The 18,218-nt window shown below is 42.8% G+C and carries 10 protein-coding genes; all 10 read left to right on the top strand.

The features are described from left to right. The first annotated feature begins 302 nt into the window (after positions 1 to 302). The 10 genes from AC1DXF_RS21705 (at position 303) to AC1DXF_RS21660 (ending at position 18,210) form a co-directional block, all read left to right on the top strand. On the top strand, positions 303 to 2,321 hold the full coding sequence (locus AC1DXF_RS21705) for a hypothetical protein (protein WP_477450797.1): 2,019 nt from the start codon (positions 303 to 305) through the stop codon (positions 2,319 to 2,321). A gap of 567 nt (positions 2,322 to 2,888) precedes the next feature. Then, complete coding sequence (locus AC1DXF_RS21700; protein ID WP_477450796.1) at positions 2,889 to 4,649, top strand: SGNH/GDSL hydrolase family protein; 1,761 nt, start codon at positions 2,889 to 2,891, stop codon at positions 4,647 to 4,649. Positions 4,650 to 5,204: 555 nt separating this feature from the next. Next, entirely contained in the window at positions 5,205 to 6,290 is a 1,086-nt protein-coding gene (locus tag AC1DXF_RS21695) for a substrate-binding domain-containing protein (RefSeq protein WP_477450795.1), read from the top strand. A 795-nt stretch (positions 6,291 to 7,085) separates the two neighbouring features. Beyond that, positions 7,086 to 8,231 (top strand): phosphotransferase enzyme family protein, encoded by a 1,146-nt coding sequence (locus AC1DXF_RS21690; RefSeq protein WP_477450794.1) that lies wholly within the window; start codon positions 7,086 to 7,088, stop codon positions 8,229 to 8,231. Next, entirely contained in the window at positions 8,228 to 8,956 is a 729-nt protein-coding gene (locus AC1DXF_RS21685; protein WP_477450793.1) for a carbohydrate-binding family 9-like protein, read from the top strand. The genes AC1DXF_RS21690 and AC1DXF_RS21685 overlap by 4 nt, the downstream gene beginning before the upstream one ends. After that, the gene (locus AC1DXF_RS21680) at positions 8,919 to 10,667 is read left to right on the top strand and encodes a DUF4091 domain-containing protein (RefSeq protein WP_477450792.1); all 1,749 of its coding nucleotides are present in this window, start codon (positions 8,919 to 8,921) and stop codon (positions 10,665 to 10,667) included. The genes AC1DXF_RS21685 and AC1DXF_RS21680 overlap by 38 nt, the downstream gene beginning before the upstream one ends. A 202-nt stretch (positions 10,668 to 10,869) precedes the next feature. Next, complete coding sequence (locus tag AC1DXF_RS21675) at positions 10,870 to 11,457, top strand: RNA polymerase sigma-70 factor (protein ID WP_477450791.1); 588 nt, start codon at positions 10,870 to 10,872, stop codon at positions 11,455 to 11,457. Positions 11,458 to 11,607: 150 nt separating this feature from the next. Next, the gene (locus tag AC1DXF_RS21670; RefSeq protein ID WP_477450790.1) at positions 11,608 to 12,780 is read left to right on the top strand and encodes a FecR family protein; all 1,173 of its coding nucleotides are present in this window, start codon (positions 11,608 to 11,610) and stop codon (positions 12,778 to 12,780) included. Between the two features lie 197 nt (positions 12,781 to 12,977). Continuing rightward, positions 12,978 to 16,328, top strand: a complete 3,351-nt coding sequence (locus tag AC1DXF_RS21665) for a TonB-dependent receptor (protein WP_477450789.1) — start codon at positions 12,978 to 12,980, stop codon at positions 16,326 to 16,328. A gap of 46 nt (positions 16,329 to 16,374) precedes the next feature. Beyond that, a complete protein-coding gene (locus AC1DXF_RS21660; RefSeq protein WP_477450788.1) occupies positions 16,375 to 18,210 on the top strand; it encodes a RagB/SusD family nutrient uptake outer membrane protein in 1,836 nt (611 codons plus the stop codon). Positions 18,211 to 18,218: the final 8 nt, after the last annotated feature.

Raw genomic sequence — 18,218 nt, 5'->3', positions numbered from 1 at the left:
TGCCAATGTGCGCAAAGGCAGGGAGGGGTTTCACCGCGCGACTATAAAATGTGCACTTGAACGCCTGATTAAACCTCAACCTTCTCTTCCCCAGGGAAGGAATCGCACGTATCCCCGCTTTTTTCACTTCTGCTTCTCATCTCCCAAAATAGCGCAACCGATTGTTTCGGCCATTAACACGTAATCAGCATCTTTCCCAGGCCCAATATTCCGCAACCTGTTTTTAATAGAAAAATTATCATCTATATTTGTGTGCGCACACGCAAAATTGTTCATCGTGTTTTTCTTGTAATTTATCAAACATGCTAAAAAAACTATTGCTTTTAATTTTTATCGGTTCAACAGGCGCGGCCAGGGGCCAGGATATTTTTCTTTCGGGTATAAAACCGGGCAAAGCGCTGGTAACTTCCAACAAAGGCATATTAACTTTAAAAAACAATTGCTTATCGGTAAAATGGCTTGCTGCTAAAAAGACGATTGCCATAAACGAATTTGTTGCGCAAAATAATAAACCGATTACTTTAAAAGGCGCACCCATGTTTGAGCTGGAGCTTAAGGATGGCACAATCATCAGTTCTGCCGATTTTCAGCTAAAATCCTCTCCCAAAATCATCCTGACAAAAGGCAGCCAAAAGGCGGTTAAACTTTCAGAAAAGGAAAACGGAGTAGAAGTTTTTGCTGAACTTTTGAATGTAAAATATGGTATCCGCGTAATGTGGGAAGCTATTTTAAAAGATAACTCTAATTATATCAGGCAGGCCTTCAGTCTTCATAGCCTGAAAGATTCGTTAAAGGTCAGGAAATTAACGCTTATAAAATTTCCGATAGCAACGGGCATCAGGCCATCGGGTGTTGTTGATGGCTCGCCAATAGTATGGGGTAATTACTTTTTTGCATCTGAAAGCCCGATAAGTAAGTACAACGCCGATAACAATTGGGTTGGCAGCTATATTGAACGCCAGGAACCAGCCCTGGATTTAACAGGTTCTACCGTTTGGGGTGTTGCCCCGCAAGGCCAGCTTCGCCGGGGATTTTTGTATTACCTGGAGCGGGAGCGGGTTGTACCATACAGGCAAATGCTTCATTATAACTCCTGGTATGATATATCATGGGCCGATCGTAAACTGACCGAGGCAGGTTGCCTTGACCGCATTAAAACCTTTGGCGATAGCCTTACAGTAAAGCGCCACCTTAACCTAAACGCCTTTTTGTTTGACGATGGCTGGGATGATAATCAAACGCTATGGCAAATCAGCAAAACTAATTTCCCCACCGGTTTTGATAACATGAAAACGCTAGCCAATAAATATAACGCGTCATTAGGCGTTTGGATGTCGCCATGGGGCGGATACGAACAGGCAAAAGAGCAAAGGCTACAGTATGGCAGGAAACAAAACCCGCCTTTTGAAACCAATTCGCATGGGTTCTCGCTTTCGGGGCCTGTTTATTCCGCCAGGTTTAAAGATGTAGCCGGTAATTTTGTCACCAAATATGGCGTCTCGATGTTTAAATTCGATGGCGTAGGGGCGGGCGACCAATCAACCGGTGCAACGCCTGAATACCAAACGGATATGGAATCATTGTTAAACCTGGTATCATCGCTCCGTAAAGTAAAATCCGACCTTTATTTCAGCATGACAATAGGTACCTGGCCATCGCCTTTCTGGCTTAAATATGGCGATGTGATTTGGAGGAACGGCTGGGATACCAATACACAGGGGCAGGGAGATACCAGGCAGCAATGGCTCAATTACCGCGATGGCGAGGTATATAAAAACATTGTACAACGTGCCCCCCTGTATCCTATAAGCGCCTTAATGTATCATGGTGTTTGTATTGCCGATAATGGCCCGCCCGCTAAATTTGATTTGAACGATAAAGATATTGCTGACGAGATATGGTCGTTTTTTGGATCGGGAACAAGTTTGCAGGAGTTGTATATCAATCCACATAAATTAAATACCGCTAACTGGGATTGCCTTGCTGGGGCCATAAAATGGTCGCGGGAAAATGCAGATATAATGCCCGATTCACACTGGGTTGGTGGCGACCCAGCCAAAGGCGATGTTTACGGATTTGCGGCCTGGTCGCCCAAAAAAGCAATTCTGACCTTAAGAAACCCTTCCGATAATGCAAAAACGTTTGAGGTTAACGCGGGTAAAGCTTTTGAATTGCCTTTAAACAGTAAGTACAGTTATGTTTTTTATAACGCCAAAGTAAGCGGCAGCGAAGCGAAAGTGCCTTTATTTAAAGGGGATAACTATACTGTTACGCTGCAGCCATTTGAAGTAATGGTATTGAACGCCAGGCCTGTTTTGTAAAAGGCGCTGTTGTGGATGCAATGATATATTACGGATCCGTTTAAAAAAGCGGTGGGAATGTGCGATTCCCCTCTTGAGAGGGGCGGAGGGGTGTGTTTATATGCGCGCAATGAAACGCGGAAAAACACACCCCTGCCAACACGCTTCCCACCGCGCCCCCTCTCGAGAGGGGAATAAAGACGTGTTTGTAAATCACTGATTATCAATATCAAATATCCGTCATTGCGAGGCACGAAGCAATCCCCGACATGCTAAGTCCCACATAATTTGGGATTGCTTCGTACCTCGCAATGATGTGTTTTCAAGTGTCTGATATCAATATCAAATATCCGTCATTGCGAGGCACGAAGCAATCCCCGATATGCTAAGTCCCACATAGTTTGGGATTGCTTCGTACCTCGCAATGACGGTAGTTTAGTACATTGGTTTGTCTATATTTCGTTGCACGTCATAACGATTTTTTTAGGATCACCCTGACGGATACTTCGCAATGACATGATTTGATCCAACGGATATGTGCTTTAAGTTAACCCCGGTTCCATGCTACTCAATGCCAAAAAAATACAAATGAAACGAATAGCAATTTTATTAACGTTTTGCCTTTTTAATACAGTATCCTTTTGCCAAACCAACGCAGGCTATAAATGGCTTGACCCTGCTACCGCCGGATTCCCGGTTATCGAGGGGCAGGCATGGCCGTCGGAAGTGGCAAATACTTATGACCGGTTCCCGGCGCGGGCCGAAAAAAGCCTTAACCCCAATGTATGGAACATCTCGCACAGCAGTGCTGGGTTATATATCAAGTTTAAAACAGATGCGCCGAACCTGGTTATCCGGTACCAGGTAAAAGGCGATTTGGCTATGTCGCACATGCCGGCCACCGGGGTAAGCGGCGTTGACCTTTACGCGCTGGACCCTAACGGGAAATGGTGCCTGGCCCCCGGTAGTTTTACTTTTAAAGATACCATCACTTATCGCTTTTCAAACATACAGGTGAGCAAAAGTTTTCCGGGCAGAAGCTATGAGTACAGGCTTTTTTTGCCACTATACAATTCTGTATCCTGGCTCCAGGTAGGTGTGCCGGCCGGCAATACATTTAATTTTATGCCTTTATCTAAAGAAAAACCGGTGCTGGTGTATGGTACATCCATTGCCCAGGGCGCCTGCGCATCAAGGCCCGGTTTGGCATGGACGGCCCTATTACAGCGCGCGCTTGACCGCCCGCTCATAAATCTCGGTTTTTCCGGGTCGGGCCGGCTCGAAAAATCAGTGATCGACCTGATGGCCGAGGTTGACGCAAAAATCTACGTGCTTGATTGCATGCCCAATTTAATCAGCTTTCCCGACCAGGAGATTGAAACACGTTTATCAGCATCGATACAAGGTTTGCAAGAGAAGCATCCGCTAACGCCGATATTGCTTGTGGAGCATAGCGAGGGTAATGTAGATGGCTTGTTGGATACGGGCAGGAATACCGATTATAACCGGGTAAATAAAGTACTTAACCAAACTTACTCCAGGCTGATTGCGGCCGGAGCAAAAAATATTTATTTGTTAACCAACAAGGAAATTGCTTTTGATATTAACTCAACGGTTGATGGCGTGCACCCTAATGATGCCGGGATGCAAAAATATGCCGATGCTTATGAAAAAGCCATCCGGGCAATTATTAATGAGCCGACGGGCCCATATTCAACAACCGCGCCGGTGGTGCAAAGCAGGGATGGTTATTACGATTGGCGAAACAGGCACAATGAGATATTAACGCTTGTTAAAACCGACGCGCCGAAAATTGTCTTCCTCGGTAATTCTATCCTGAATTATTGGGGCGGAACGCCAAAAGCACCTTTAGCAAGGGGAGCCGCGTCATGGGACAAATACCTGCAACCCTTAGGTGTAAAAAACTTTGGTTTTGGATGGGACCAGGTAGAAAATGTGTTATGGCGCGTATATCACGGAGAATTAGATGGTTTTAAGGCCGGCAAGGTGATGATTATGATAGGCACCAATAACCTTTCAATTAACAACGACCAGGAAATAATTGAAGGATTAAGATTATTGGTACAGGCTGTAAAAGTACGCCAGCCCCAAACCCAAATTCTTTTATCTGGCCTGCTACCGCGAAGGGCGCAGGAAAAAAGGGTAGGGGTGCTTAATAAAGCTATTGCCAAGTTGGCGGCCCAAACCGGTGTGCGTTTTATTAACCCGGGGAAGATATTCCTTAATAATGCCGGGAATATTGATGAGTCCCTTTTTGGCGATGGTTTGCATCCTAACGAGGCAGGGTATGAAAAGCTGGCAATTGCGTTGGTTCCTTATCTTAAATAAAAGATTGTCATGCTGAGTGGTAAAATTTGCGAAATTCCGTGGGGAATGATATACAAAAATAAAAGACTGTCATGCTGAGGAACGAAGCACCTATTCGCCAACTTTTCTATCGGTCATGCACAGCTGACAGATCCTTCGTACCTGCCATTGACACATTTATAACTAACTGATTATCAATGCCAAAATTTGTCATCTGCAATGCCATTATTTGTGCGCAAATAAAACTTACTCAGGATGACAGGGAAATTGGATATGTCATGGGTAGTGGTAAAATTTCGCGAAACAATGACGGGGGAATGACATCGGTTAATCCCCAATGTCATGCCGTCCGTTAGCTAACGGATCGGCACCCCACATGCTAAGTGTACTTCATGCGGGTCGCTTGTCCTGTGAGATCCCGATCCGTTAGCTAACGGACGGGATGACTTCCGTTTTTAAACTTGTCATGGGTATGTATAAAACGCCCAACACATCCCCCCGGCAAAATTATAGCTGGATAATGTGATAAAACTATATTAAATTACCTTTGCTATCTTTTTTATACAAAAGGCCAATATGAAGAATAAAATTGTACGCATTAAAGATATTGCCGAAAAAGCGAAAGTTTCTACAGGTACAGTCGACCGTGTATTACACAAGCGGGGGCGGGTATCAAAAAAAGTGGAGGAAAAGGTATTAAAGATCATCGAAGAGATGGATTATGAGCCCAATTTGATGGCAAGGGCCTTGGGTTCCAATAAAATATATCAGATTGCTGCCTTAATACCCGATCATAAAACCGATTCCTATTGGTACGCTCCAAAAGCCGGAATTGAAAAGGCCGAGAAAGACCTGAAGCAATATGGCATCGTTGTGCAGCATTATGTTTTTAATCCGTACGATGTAGAGTCATTTATAACCCAAGCCAATCAGCTAACCAAAGATAATCCGGATGGCATCATGCTATCTCCCATATTTTACCGGGAAACCCTGCCATTTTTTGAGAAATGGAAAGCTGCCGAAATACCATTTGTATTGTTTAATACCCAAATTGCCGAGTGCGAGCCCATTAGTTATATTGGCCAGGACTCATACCAAAGCGGTTTTTTGGCTGGTAAGCTCATTCAATACGGCCAGCCCGATCCTTGTTCAATCCTGATTGCCCATATTGACGAAGAGATAAGCAACGCCGCCCACCTTTTGAAAAAAGAACAGGGCTTCCGTAATTACTTTGCCCAAAATAACCTGGAGCACCAGTACAAAATTTTAAGGATTGAGTTAAACCGGTCCAACCCGGCATTGTTTATAACGCAGTTGGATGACGTTATTGATAGCACGCCCGATATTGCCAGTATTTTTGTCACAACATCAAAGGCGCATGAAATTGCAAAGCATTTGGAGCAGCGCCATATAAAGCATATCAAAATAATAGGATATGATTTGATGCCCGCCAATTTGCATTTTTTGAATAAAGGAGCAATCAGTTTTTTAATTAACCAAAACCCAAAAGGCCAGGGTTACTGGGGCATTTACCAGCTAACCGATCATCTTGTATTTAAAAAAGAAGTCCCCATCATCAAATATCTCCCGCTGGATATAGTGACGAAAGAAAACATGAACTATTATATAGATGATGAGGATACTGTTTACCTGAATATTTAAGAAGTTCTCCTGAAAATAAAAAACAGATCGTCATTGCTGTAAGTATCCATTAGCTAAGTTGGAAAAAAAGGGAAAACGCGTTGGATTTAAGGCTCAATAACAATTATGTCATTGCGAGCGATAGCGTGGCAATCGCGAACTGTGCAGGTCCGCCACACACAGTTCGCGATTGCTTCGTTACTCGCAATGACATAATTCTTGCGGAGTCCTAAAACCAATGCGTCATTCCCGTTTTTTCCGGCTTAACTGGTGGGCACCTCGTGACATGGTTGTTGTGATTCCCTAAAGCCAACAGGCATCCCCACTTCAGGACCATCCTGCTTTATGCCCGCAATCATGCGTGGATATGCGCTTCATTAAAAGTATAAAAACTTTTTTCAGCCAAATTTAACTTCCAGGCCTTAAAGCCAACATCCCGCATACCTTCCGTATCATTTATCAAGTCGTTTTTAAGCTGTGAAATTATTTAAAATAAAATTAACAAAGATGTGTGCGAACACGCAAATATTTTTATATTTGTATGTGGCTATACTTTAGTAGTTTAATGTGTGCGCATACTACTACCTGTAAAGTCATTTATTTTACGCATGGCACAGCTATCTGCCGATAGTTGTTGTACGCAACTTTTATTCCCTGTCTTCATTTGGTCGCGGTACTCCCGATACCATAGTTGTAAATTTTAACAACGTTCAGCAGGCACAAACGAAAATACCCCGGTTGCTTTACCAGGCCGGGTTCAATAAAAATGAAGCTATAGCGCGTTTACGCGATATGGGATTTGAAGATTAATTTAAAATGAACAAAGAAGAAAAAAAGGCTTATAACATTTTTGAAATAGCATCTAATTTTTGCATTGAGGGGAATATCGAAGCTATTGTTCCGCATGGCTCGGGTCATATCAACGATACATTTCACGTAAAGAACACGAATCCCGCATTGCCCGGCTACCTGCTTCAGCGCATCAATCACCATGTATTTGAAAACGTGCCCGCCCTGATGGCAAATGTACAGTTGGTAACCAGTCACCTCAAAAAAAAGCTGGCCCTGGTAGCGGGTTCAAACCCCGATAAAGAGGTGCTTACCATTGTTTTGGCAAAAGACGGGCAATGCTTTTTTTGCGACGCCGAAGGCAATTACTGGAGAATGTATTGTTTTTTGAAAGATACCAAAAGCTACGACCTGGTATTAACCGAACAACAAGCCTATGAAGGGGGGAAGGCATTTGGTAAATTCCAGTTACTGCTTGCAGATTTGGACGCCGGGTTAATTTATGAAACAATAAAAGGTTTTCATGACATTACCATGCGGCTTGATAACTTAAATAAAGTAGTATTGGCCGACCCGGAAAACAGGGTTAAAGATGTGTTGCCCGAACTTTCATTTGTGATGGAAAGGTCGAGGGCGATGGTTACGATTATCAATTTAGGAAAAGAAGGCAAATTGCCCCTGCGTATTATACACAACGATACCAAATTCAATAACATATTGCTTGATGCAAATGATCACGGGCAGTGCGTAATAGACTTGGACACCGTGATGCCGGGTTATGTGGCGTATGACTTTGGCGATGCTATCCGTACCATTATCAATACCGCATCAGAAGATGAGGAAGACCTTACCAAAATCGACCTCAGCATTCCGTTGTTTACAGCTTACGCCCAAGGGTATTTTGAAAGTGCCGGCGGTTTTTTAACAGATACGGAAGTTAAATCGCTTTCGATGGGGGTTTTGTTAATCCCTTACATGCAGGGCGTGCGTTTCCTGACGGATTATATAGCGGGCGATGTTTATTACAAAACACATTTTGCCGGCCATAATTTGCAGCGCACCAGGGCACAGTTTCAATTGCTCAGAAAGCTTGAAGAAAAATATGACTTTTTGGACCAGGTAATTCAAAACGTAGCAGAAACATCCAGACAATTAACATCCGAAACCAAATGAAAGAGCTCGTAGTGCCATTTTTAAAGGGTGTAAGCAGAAGTAGCCCGATAGCCCACCTGTCTTTTTTGTTAGATAGCTATCAAACTAACACTATTGGAATGGTTCCGTGGCCGCGTTACGGATATAAGCCTGATGTTAATTTCACGATAGCTTATGGAACCGACTGCATTTTTATAAAGTATTACGTAACCGAAAAAACAGTGAGAGCGGTTTACAACCAGCCTAACCAACCGGTTTATAAAGATAGCTGCGTAGAGTTTTTTGTGGCCTTTGGCGACGAAAAGGAATATTACAATTTTGAGTTTAACTGTGCCGGTACTTGTTTGGCAGGTTTTGGGGCAAACCGGGAAGATCGCAAATTATTACCGGAACCCGTTATCAGGATGATAAGGCACCATGCGCAATTAAAGGTGGTAAATAACCAGGGCGAAGGCAATATAGCCTGGGAACTTACCCTGATGATCCCGCTGGAGGCATTTTACTACCATTCGCTTGAATCAGTAAACGGCAGGCAATGCAGGGCCAATTTTTACAAATGCGGCGATGACCTGCCCGATCCGCATTTTTTGGCCTGGAACGATATTAAATCCGCTGGACCTGACTTTCACCTGCCTGAATTTTTCGGGAAAATAAAATTTGGGAAGCAACAAGGATATTTAGCCACTTCAAAGCAAAAACAACGTAAGCATGAAACTGAAGATTACTGTACTGCTGCTGTTATATAGCGCCGTTGTTTCGGCGCAATTAAAAACCGGCGGGTACTACCAGGAACTCCCGGATGCTAAACCGGTTCGGCAACAAAGCTGGGACGTGCTGAAGCCGGGTGTTTATGTAAGTTTTGCTTCTGCTGATATCCGTTACGATAAACGTAACGCGCCCGCTATATCGCCCTTGCAAAACCACTGGCAGGCCAAAGCATGGAAAGGGGAAAAAGTACATACCCAATTCCTGGTATGGGCTACCCGTAACCTGCAACAGCTGAGTTTTGAATGGAGCAGGCTTGATGATGGTAAAGGGCATCAAATTCCTGTAGAAAATATCAGTGCCAACTTTGTACGTTACGTGATGGCCGATGGCCTGAATGAGGAAGGCGGGGGCTGCGGTATCAAGACCGGTCTTGATTCGTCATTGGTTGAGGATGTAATTGATCATGTAAAATACCTGCCGGCTGCTAAAAATACTACCCGGCCTGTTTGGCTGAGCATCAAAGTTCCGCGTAATGCCGTTGAAGGTACTTACAGCGGCTATGTGAAAGTTAAAGAAGGAAAAAATAAGTATCCCGCGGTTTTGCATTATACTATACAAGTACTTAACCATACGCTGCCCGAACCAAAGAACTGGAAATTCCACCTTGACCTGTGGCAAAATCCCTATTCGGTTTCGCGGGTTTATGGCGTAAAGCCCTGGTCTAAGGAGCATTTTGATGCTATGCGGCCTTATATGAAAATGCTGGCTGATGCCAGCCAGAAATCAATTACCACCACACTCATCCACGACCCCTGGAACAGCCAAACGTATGATATTTATGGATCGATGATCAAATGGACCAGGAACAATAATGGCTCCTGGATGTATGACTATACGGTTTTTGATAAATGGGTAAGTTTTATGATGTCGCTGGGGATTGACAAGTTTATCAACTGTTATAGCATGATCCCCTGGAATTTGAAATTCTATTATCATGACGATGCCCTGGGGAAAGATACCTGCATTATTGCCAAACCCGGTACGCCGGAATATGATACCCACTGGCGCCCCATGCTTGCCGATTTTGCCAGGCACCTTAAACAAAAAGGTTGGTTTGGCAAAACTACCATAGCTATGGACGAAAGATCTATGGCCGATATGCAAAAGGCAATAGCGTTAATCAAAAGTGCAGATAAAGATTTTAAAATTTCGCTGGCAGGCAACTACCATCCCGAAATTGAGAAAGATTTAGCAGATTACAGCGTGGCCTCGAACCAGCTAATAGATAACCCAACCATGCTTGCGCGCAAAAAGGCGGGGCTTAACACTACTTACTATACCTGCTGCACAGAAGGGCATCCTAATACATTCACTTTTTCTGCACCTGCTGAGTCTGTTTGGCTGGCATGGTACGCGGCTTATAAAGGATATGACGGGTACCTGAGGTGGGCCTATAATTGCTGGACAAAAGATCCTTTGCGTGATACGCGGTTTGGGTCATGGTCATCGGGGGATGCCTATTTGGTTTACCCGGGCTTGCGGTCGTCTATCCGTTTTGAACGGTTGATTGAAGGCATCCAGGATTATGAAAAAATTAATGTGCTGAAGGGGGAATTTACAAAGGGCAACCAACAAGACAAACTACATCAGCTTGAAAAAATAATGAGTGGTTTTGATATCGGCGAGCTGAAGAGTAAGCGTGCAGACGGAGTTTTGAATGCTGCGCAAAAAAGTTTAAATAAATTGTAAATTATTGTAATAAAAATGGATGTTTTTTGAGTTTTTATTGCACTTTTCTTCAACTTTTTGATGCTTTTTTGATAGGGGATGAACCAAAATACAGGTTGCTGTGCCGATACTGACAGCGCTCCAGGGGATACGAATTTTAATATTTTAAAACGATAAAAAACACTTTCTTTAAAATTGCCATTTGTAAAATTTATAATGCGGAATGAATAGCATCGAGGTTCAGATATTGACAGATGAGCGGCTTATAGCCTTGATCCGGGAGAATGATCTTACGGCATTTGAACGTATTTATAATAAGTATTGGTCAAAACTTTACCTTTCGGCATACAATATCCTCAGAGACAGGCAGGTATCTGAGGATGTTACGCAGGAAGTGTTGGTAAACCTATGGTTAAAAAGGGCCAGCCTTCAGCTTAACTCTTTAAACGCTTATTTATATACATCTGTCAGGTACCAGGTGTTTAATGTTATCCGCTCCGGTAAAGTAAGAGCAGATCTTTTTAATCACCTGGAAGAGCTTTTTAGTAATAACGGCGGCGAGGATCTCCTGTCTCAAAAAGACATTAACCGCTTGCTGGATCAGGGCGTTGCCGAGTTACCCGAAAAATGCCGCCAGATATTTATCATGAGCCGTAAAGAACATTTATCAACCAAACAAATTGCCGAACGGCTTGGAATTGCGCCTAAAACCGTTGAAAATCAACTAACTGTAGCCTTGGGTCGTTTACGTAAAACACTGGGCGATTTTGTTTGCATAGCCGCCATTATGTTATGCGTACGTTGGTTTTGACCCTTTTATTGAATTTTACGCAAACTCTTTTCTTAATATTCTCTCCCAAATAATTTCTAAAACTTCATGATTTGTTAATGATATAGAAATATTTGAAATTTCTTTGGGGGTACCCCCTGTGTTGGGTTACTTACATATAATAACCGCCCAATGGAAAAAGAAATACTACTGAACTTAATAAATAAATACCTCTCGAACCAGGCAACGGCCGAGGAGGAAGACCTTTTGTTAAACTATTACAGCACGCTCCAAAAAAATGAGCTGAAATGGGATGAGCTTGAAATGGGCGATGAGCATACAGCCGGGCTTGAGCTTTATAGTAAAGTATTATCAGAGATAAAAGCGCGCGAATCCTCATCAAAAAAGGTTTTTTTTATGAGGAGGTGGTTTATAGCAGCATCCGTAACCTTGTTACTGGGTGTTTCCGCTTCATTGTTCTTTTATTCAAAAAATGACAATTCCTTTTTATCAACTAAAAACAAGACACAGCCTTTAATTAAAAACACCATTGGCCCCGGAGGCAATAAGGCGTTACTAACTTTAGCTAACGGTTCGAAAATTATTTTAGATGATGCCAACACCGGCGAACTGGCCAGGCAATCCGGCGTAAAAGTAACCAAAGCTGCCAACGGCCAATTGGTTTACACTGTCGAAAATACGTCGTCCAATTCAGCCCAAATGGCATATAACACCATCGAAACGCCAAAAGGCGGGCAATACCAGGTTGATTTACCGGACGGTTCAAAAGTTTGGCTAAATGCAGGTTCTTCGCTAAGGTACCCAACAAATTTTAATGGTAACATCCGTAGCGTTGAATTGGCGGGCGAGGCTTATTTTGAGGTTGCTAAAAACGCTAAAAAACCATTCAGGGTTGTGAGTAACAACCAGGTGGTTGAGGTTTTAGGTACGCATTTTAACATCAGTTCGTACATCGATGACACTTCGGTTAAAACTACCTTATTAGAAGGTTCTGTTAAGGTATTATCTACCAAATCAAATCAATCAAAATTGCTGAAACCGGGCGAGCAATCTAACATCAATTACTTAAATAGCTCATTTTCTGTACAACAGGTTAATACAGAAGAGGTAGTAGCCTGGAAAAACGGCTATTTCCTATTTGTTGATGAAGACCTGAAAAGCATTATGAGCAAGTTTGCCCGCTGGTATAATGTTGATGTAGAATACGCATCCAACGTAGATAATTTAAGATTTGGAGGAATGGTTTCCCGATCAAGGGATTTAGCCCAGGCCTTGAAAATCATTGAACAGACAGGAAATATTAAAACTAAAATTGAAGGAAGGAGAGTTATCATTATGCCGTGATAATTACCCCCACATTAAGGTAACCTAAAAAATAAGCCGGAAGTGCTCGAACACTCCCGACTAAAAAGTTAGGGCTTACCATGAAACTAAATTCGTAGTCCAATTACACCTTAAACCCAAACAAGTTCAAATGTATGAAATGTTATGAAATAAGTTTATGCAGGCTCCCCTGTATAAAAAATAAAGCTTTGTTGATTATGAAACTATCCATCATACTGTTGGTAGCAACCATACTTCAGGCAAGTGCTTCAGGTTACGCGCAAAAAATTACATTATCAGAAAAAAATGCTCCGTTAGAAAAAGTTCTTAAAGAAATCAGGGAACAATGCGGATATGATTTTTTCTATAATTCAAAATTGATTAAGCAGGCTAACCCGGTAAGTATTAATGTTCTGAATACCGAATTAGAGGAAGTATTAAAACTGACATTTAAAGGTCAGCCGTTTGTATATAGTATAAGCGAGCAAACAATTATTATCAAACCTAAACCTTTTGAAACACCGTCGCAGGCAGCACCCGTTATAAAAGTTTCGGGTGTTGTTACCGATTCAAAGGGGCTTACTTTGCCAGGTGCAAGTGTGCGTATTAAAGGTACTAATAAGGGCGTTGTAACCAACAGCGAAGGCAGGTTTAATATCGACGCTGATGTTAACAACACCCTTGTTGTGTCGTTTGCCGGTTTTGTATCCCAGGAAATAGTGGTTACCGCGTCAACATCTTTTGTAACCGTTAAATTGCTTGACGATACCAAAGGCATGAATGAGGTTGTGGTAGTAGGTTATGGCAAGCAAAAAAAGCTGACAATAACCGGGGCCGTAACAACAGTAAACGTGGCCGATATAACAACACCAAACCGCTCACTATCTAACGCGCTGGCAGGTAAAGTTGCCGGGGTTATATCTATGCAGAGAAGCGGAGAACCCGGTTACGATAATGCATCATTTACCATCCGGGGTATAGGTACTTTTACAGGTAATTCAAACCCGCTTATTATTATAGATGGAGTGCAGCGCGATGATGTAAACAGCACCTATGGAGGGGCTTATAATAACATCGATCCGGAAGATATTCAAAGTATTTCTTTGTTAAAAGATGCTTCATCAACAGCTGTTTATGGTGCCAAAGGCGCCAACGGTGTTTTGATTATTACTACCAAAAGAGGTGTTGCAGGTAAGCCTAAAATTTCCTTGAAAAGTGAAATGAGCATGTCTGGCCTCACTAAAACGCCAAAAATGCTGGATGCGGTATCATGGATGAGGCTGCACAACGAAGCAACTACAAATGATGGTAACTCATCTGCCTATTCTGAAGAAACTATACAAAAAACAGCGAGTGGTTTAGATCCGTACCTGTACCCTAATGTTAACTGGATAAAATCTGTTTATAAGGATTGGGCACCGGGCTATAATACCAACCTGAATGTAAGTGGCGGAGCACCATCTGTAAGGTACTATGTTTCTGCTTCTTTTTATGATCAGGAGGGAAGCTATAAGGTAACCAAGCAAAACGGCTACAACCCCAACCTAAACTTTAAAAGGTATGATTTCCGATCGAACCTTGATATAGATTTAAGTAAAACCACCTTATTGTCGATGAACCTGGATGCGATGCTGGTTAGCAGCCGTTATCCCGGCCTTTCTGCCGGCAGTATTTGGTACGAGTCGTATTTAACACCGCCTAATGCATTCCCGATACAATATCCGGGAGGCATATGGGCCGGGCCGTTTAATAACGGTGGCTCCAACCCGGTAAACGACGTTCAAAATTCCGGTTATAACAGTGAGTTTCGCCCTACAATCCAGTCGGTATTTTCTCTCAACCAAAAATTAGATGCAATTACAGACGGTTTAAGTGCTATGGCCAGGTTTTCGTTCGATTCTTATAGCGAAAATGATAACGGCAGAACCGGCACCAACGACCTCTTTTTAGCCACGTCAAGAGATCCGCAGGGTAATTTGGTATTCGGCCAATCACGGTACGGGAGCCAGTTTTTGGGCTATACGCAATCGTCATCTGCCGAAAAAACCATGTACCTGGAAACAAACGTTAATTACGACCAGGCCTTTGGCAAACATCATGTGGGCGCATTGTTTTTATATAACATGAGGTCGCGGGTGGTTAGTTCGGCCGGGAGCGTTATTGGCTCTATTCCTTATAATAACCAGGGTCTGGCGGGCAGGATAACTTACGCCTACGCCGATAGATATCTGCTGGAGTTTGATGCCGGTTATACAGGTTCAGAAAATTTTGAAGCCGGTAAAAAATTCGGCTTTTTTCCATCTGTCTCAGGCGGCTGGGTAATTTCAAGAGAGCCTTTTTTTAAGGGGTTGTCAAAGACATTTAATCTGCTTAAAATAAGAGGCTCGCATGGCCTTGTGGGTAATGATCAGATTGGCTCTGCCTATGGCATCACCAGGTTCCCTTATATCAACCAGTATGGCGGTGGCGGATCTGTTGGTTTAGGATTAAACGGAACTGTATATGGTGGCACTACCGAAACCGTAATCGGGGTAGAGAACCTAACCTGGGAAAAGGCAACCAAAGACAATATTGGGTTGGAAATAGGCCTGTTTAATAAGCTGAATATTACGATTGACGCTTATAAAGAAAGAAGAACCAATATCCTGGTTCAACGCAGTTCACTGTCGGGAATATTGGGTGTAGGCGGGGCCGTATTTGCCAATTTGGGCGAAATGAACAACCATGGTGTTGAAGGCAATGTTGAATATAACGACAACATAGGCAAAGTGTCCCTTCGTCTGTATGGTAACCTTACTTATAACAATAATAAAATTGTACAGAAAGACGAACCTAAACAGCTGTACGCTTATCAGCAGTCAACAGGCCGTAAGTATGGCGATAATTTAATGTATGTTGCCCAGGGGCTTTTTACATCCCAGGAAGATGTTGATAAAAGCCCCAGCCAGTTTGGAGCAATTTTAAGGCCCGGTGATATTAAATACAAAGATGTAAACAACGACGGTGTAATCAATAGCTTCGATAAAGTATATACCGGTAAATCTGATATACCAACTATATTGTATGGTGCAGGTTTTACGGTTGGTTATAAAAAGTTCGATCTCTCGCTCTTCTTCCAGGGAACCTCCAATGTAATCATAATGGCCAATGGTTCTTCAATAACAGGTGCAGGTGCCGGTGGCGCAGGTATTGTGCCATTTACAGGTATGGGAACATATCCATCAGGTATGCTTGCCAATCTTGAAAGCAGGTGGACAGTTGAAAACCCCAGCCAAAATGTAGATTATCCGCGATTAGGCATTTCCAACCAAAATAGTAACAACTATCAGCCAAGTACATGGTGGTCTAAAGATGCGAGTTTTGTTCGTTTAAAACAGGCAACATTAGGTTATACGCTTAGTCCACAGTTTATTACAAAGGCGGGTGTTAACTCGGTTTACCTTTATTTAACGGGCCAAAACCTGTTGACATTCTCCAAATTTAAACTTTGGGACCCCGAACTCGGCTCTAATGGCGCAGGCTATCCACCGGTTAGAATACTTGCTTTTGGGTTAAGGGCTGCGTTTTAGAAATAATGGATTTAAATCAATTTTAAAAGTATTTAAAGTTTTTCCAATGAAAAAAAATATACTAATTATGGCGGTTGGGGTATGGTTCCTGAGTGCCAGTTTATCGTCCTGTAATTATCTTAATAAAAAACCCGATAACCTGCTGACATCTGATTTGATTTGGAGCACCAGGGCCAATGCCGAATCATACCTGTACAATATATATGGATATATTGTTGAGACCGATGGGGGCGATTTTAGCGCCATGGGAGCCAGTGACGAATCGTCTGTATCTATCCCGGGTACCAATGTAAGGCAAATGGTTGCAGGCAACTGGAGCCCTGTAAATGCTTATTTTGACTATTGGGATAACTATTACAGGGGAATACGGTCGTCATTTATTTTTGAGGCTAATATTGACAGGGTTCCGCTGAGCCAGTTAAGCGTAACGTTAAAAAATCAATATAAAGCCGAAGCCCGTTTTTTGCGCGGATGGTTTTACTGGCAGCTGATAAAACAATACGGACCGGTTGTAAAAGTAACCGAAGCATTAAGCTTAAATGATGATTTCAATAAGTATCCAAGATCATCTTTTGATGAATGTAAGGATTACGTTAACCAATTGATGGACCAGGCCGCAGCCGGTTTACCTGCCGAATGGGGCACAACCAGTAATTATGGCCGGCCAACAAAAGGTAGCTGCCTTGCTGTAAAAGCGCAAATAGCTTTGCTGGCAGCAAGCCCGCTATGGAATGGTAACTCTGCATTTGCCTCTTTTAAAAACCAGGATGGTAAACAATTGGCGCCAACAGCATATGATGCTAATAAATGGAAAGTAGCCGCGGATGCTGCAAAAGCCGTAATTGACCTTGGCTCCTATAAATTATTTACCAATCTTGATAACGGTGGAACCGTGTTTGATCCTTACCTGTCTGTAAGAGATCTTTTCATTACCAACTGGAACAGCGAAATTATATTTTCGAGAAATTCATGGAATTACGCGGGATATACAAAATGTGTAACGCCAGGTGCCGGTGGGTATAGCATGTATAACGCTACCCAAAACATTGTGGATGCATTTTACATGAATAATGGCAGAACCATTGACGACCCGCTGTCTGGATATACTGCAAGCAATTTTGTGCAAAGTAATGGCGCAAAGTATTGGGAACACAAGAAGGGGCAGTGGAACATGTACGCCAATCGCGAACCACGGTTTTACGCTTACATTCAATATAACGGCCGCCCGGTATTACCTGCGCCAACTGTTGATGATAAAAACTATTACTCCTCAACCGAAAATATTGATGGAACAGGCCGTGCCGAGTTTTATTACAATGGCAAGGCCGGTGCAAAGGCAAGCGGTGCCAGTAATAATATCACCGGGTATGATGTGCTAAAAAATGTAAGCCCTGCCGATAATATAAGGCAGTGGACTGCCAATTACCGCCCTTTTATATTGATGAGGTATGCCGAAATTTTGCTGGATTATGTGGAGGCTTTGAATGAATACGATCCGGCTAATCAAAATATTGTGATTTACCTTGATCAGATCAGGAGCAGGGCCGGTTTGCCCGGTATAGAAACTGTTTATCCGGGTGCCATAGGAAACAAGGATTTAATGCGGAAATACATTTTGAGGGAAAGACAGGTGGAGTTGTGTTTTGAAAGCGACAGGTACTATACGCTGATAAGAAGGCTATTATTGGGTGCCAATGAAAACCAAACCATTTATGGATTAAATGTAAATACCGACGACCAGGGCCAGGGATTTTCGTTTGGAGCTTTTTATAACAAAACGCTTTTCCAAAAAAGAGTATGGAACAATAAAATGTACCTGTTCCCAATTTCCCAGTACCAGTTAGACCGCGATAGGGCATTAGTACAAAATCCCGGTTGGTAAATGTGTGT

Source organism: Mucilaginibacter sp. P2_A5, assembly GCF_056404995.1.
This window is presented reverse-complemented; position numbering and strand designations above follow the sequence as displayed.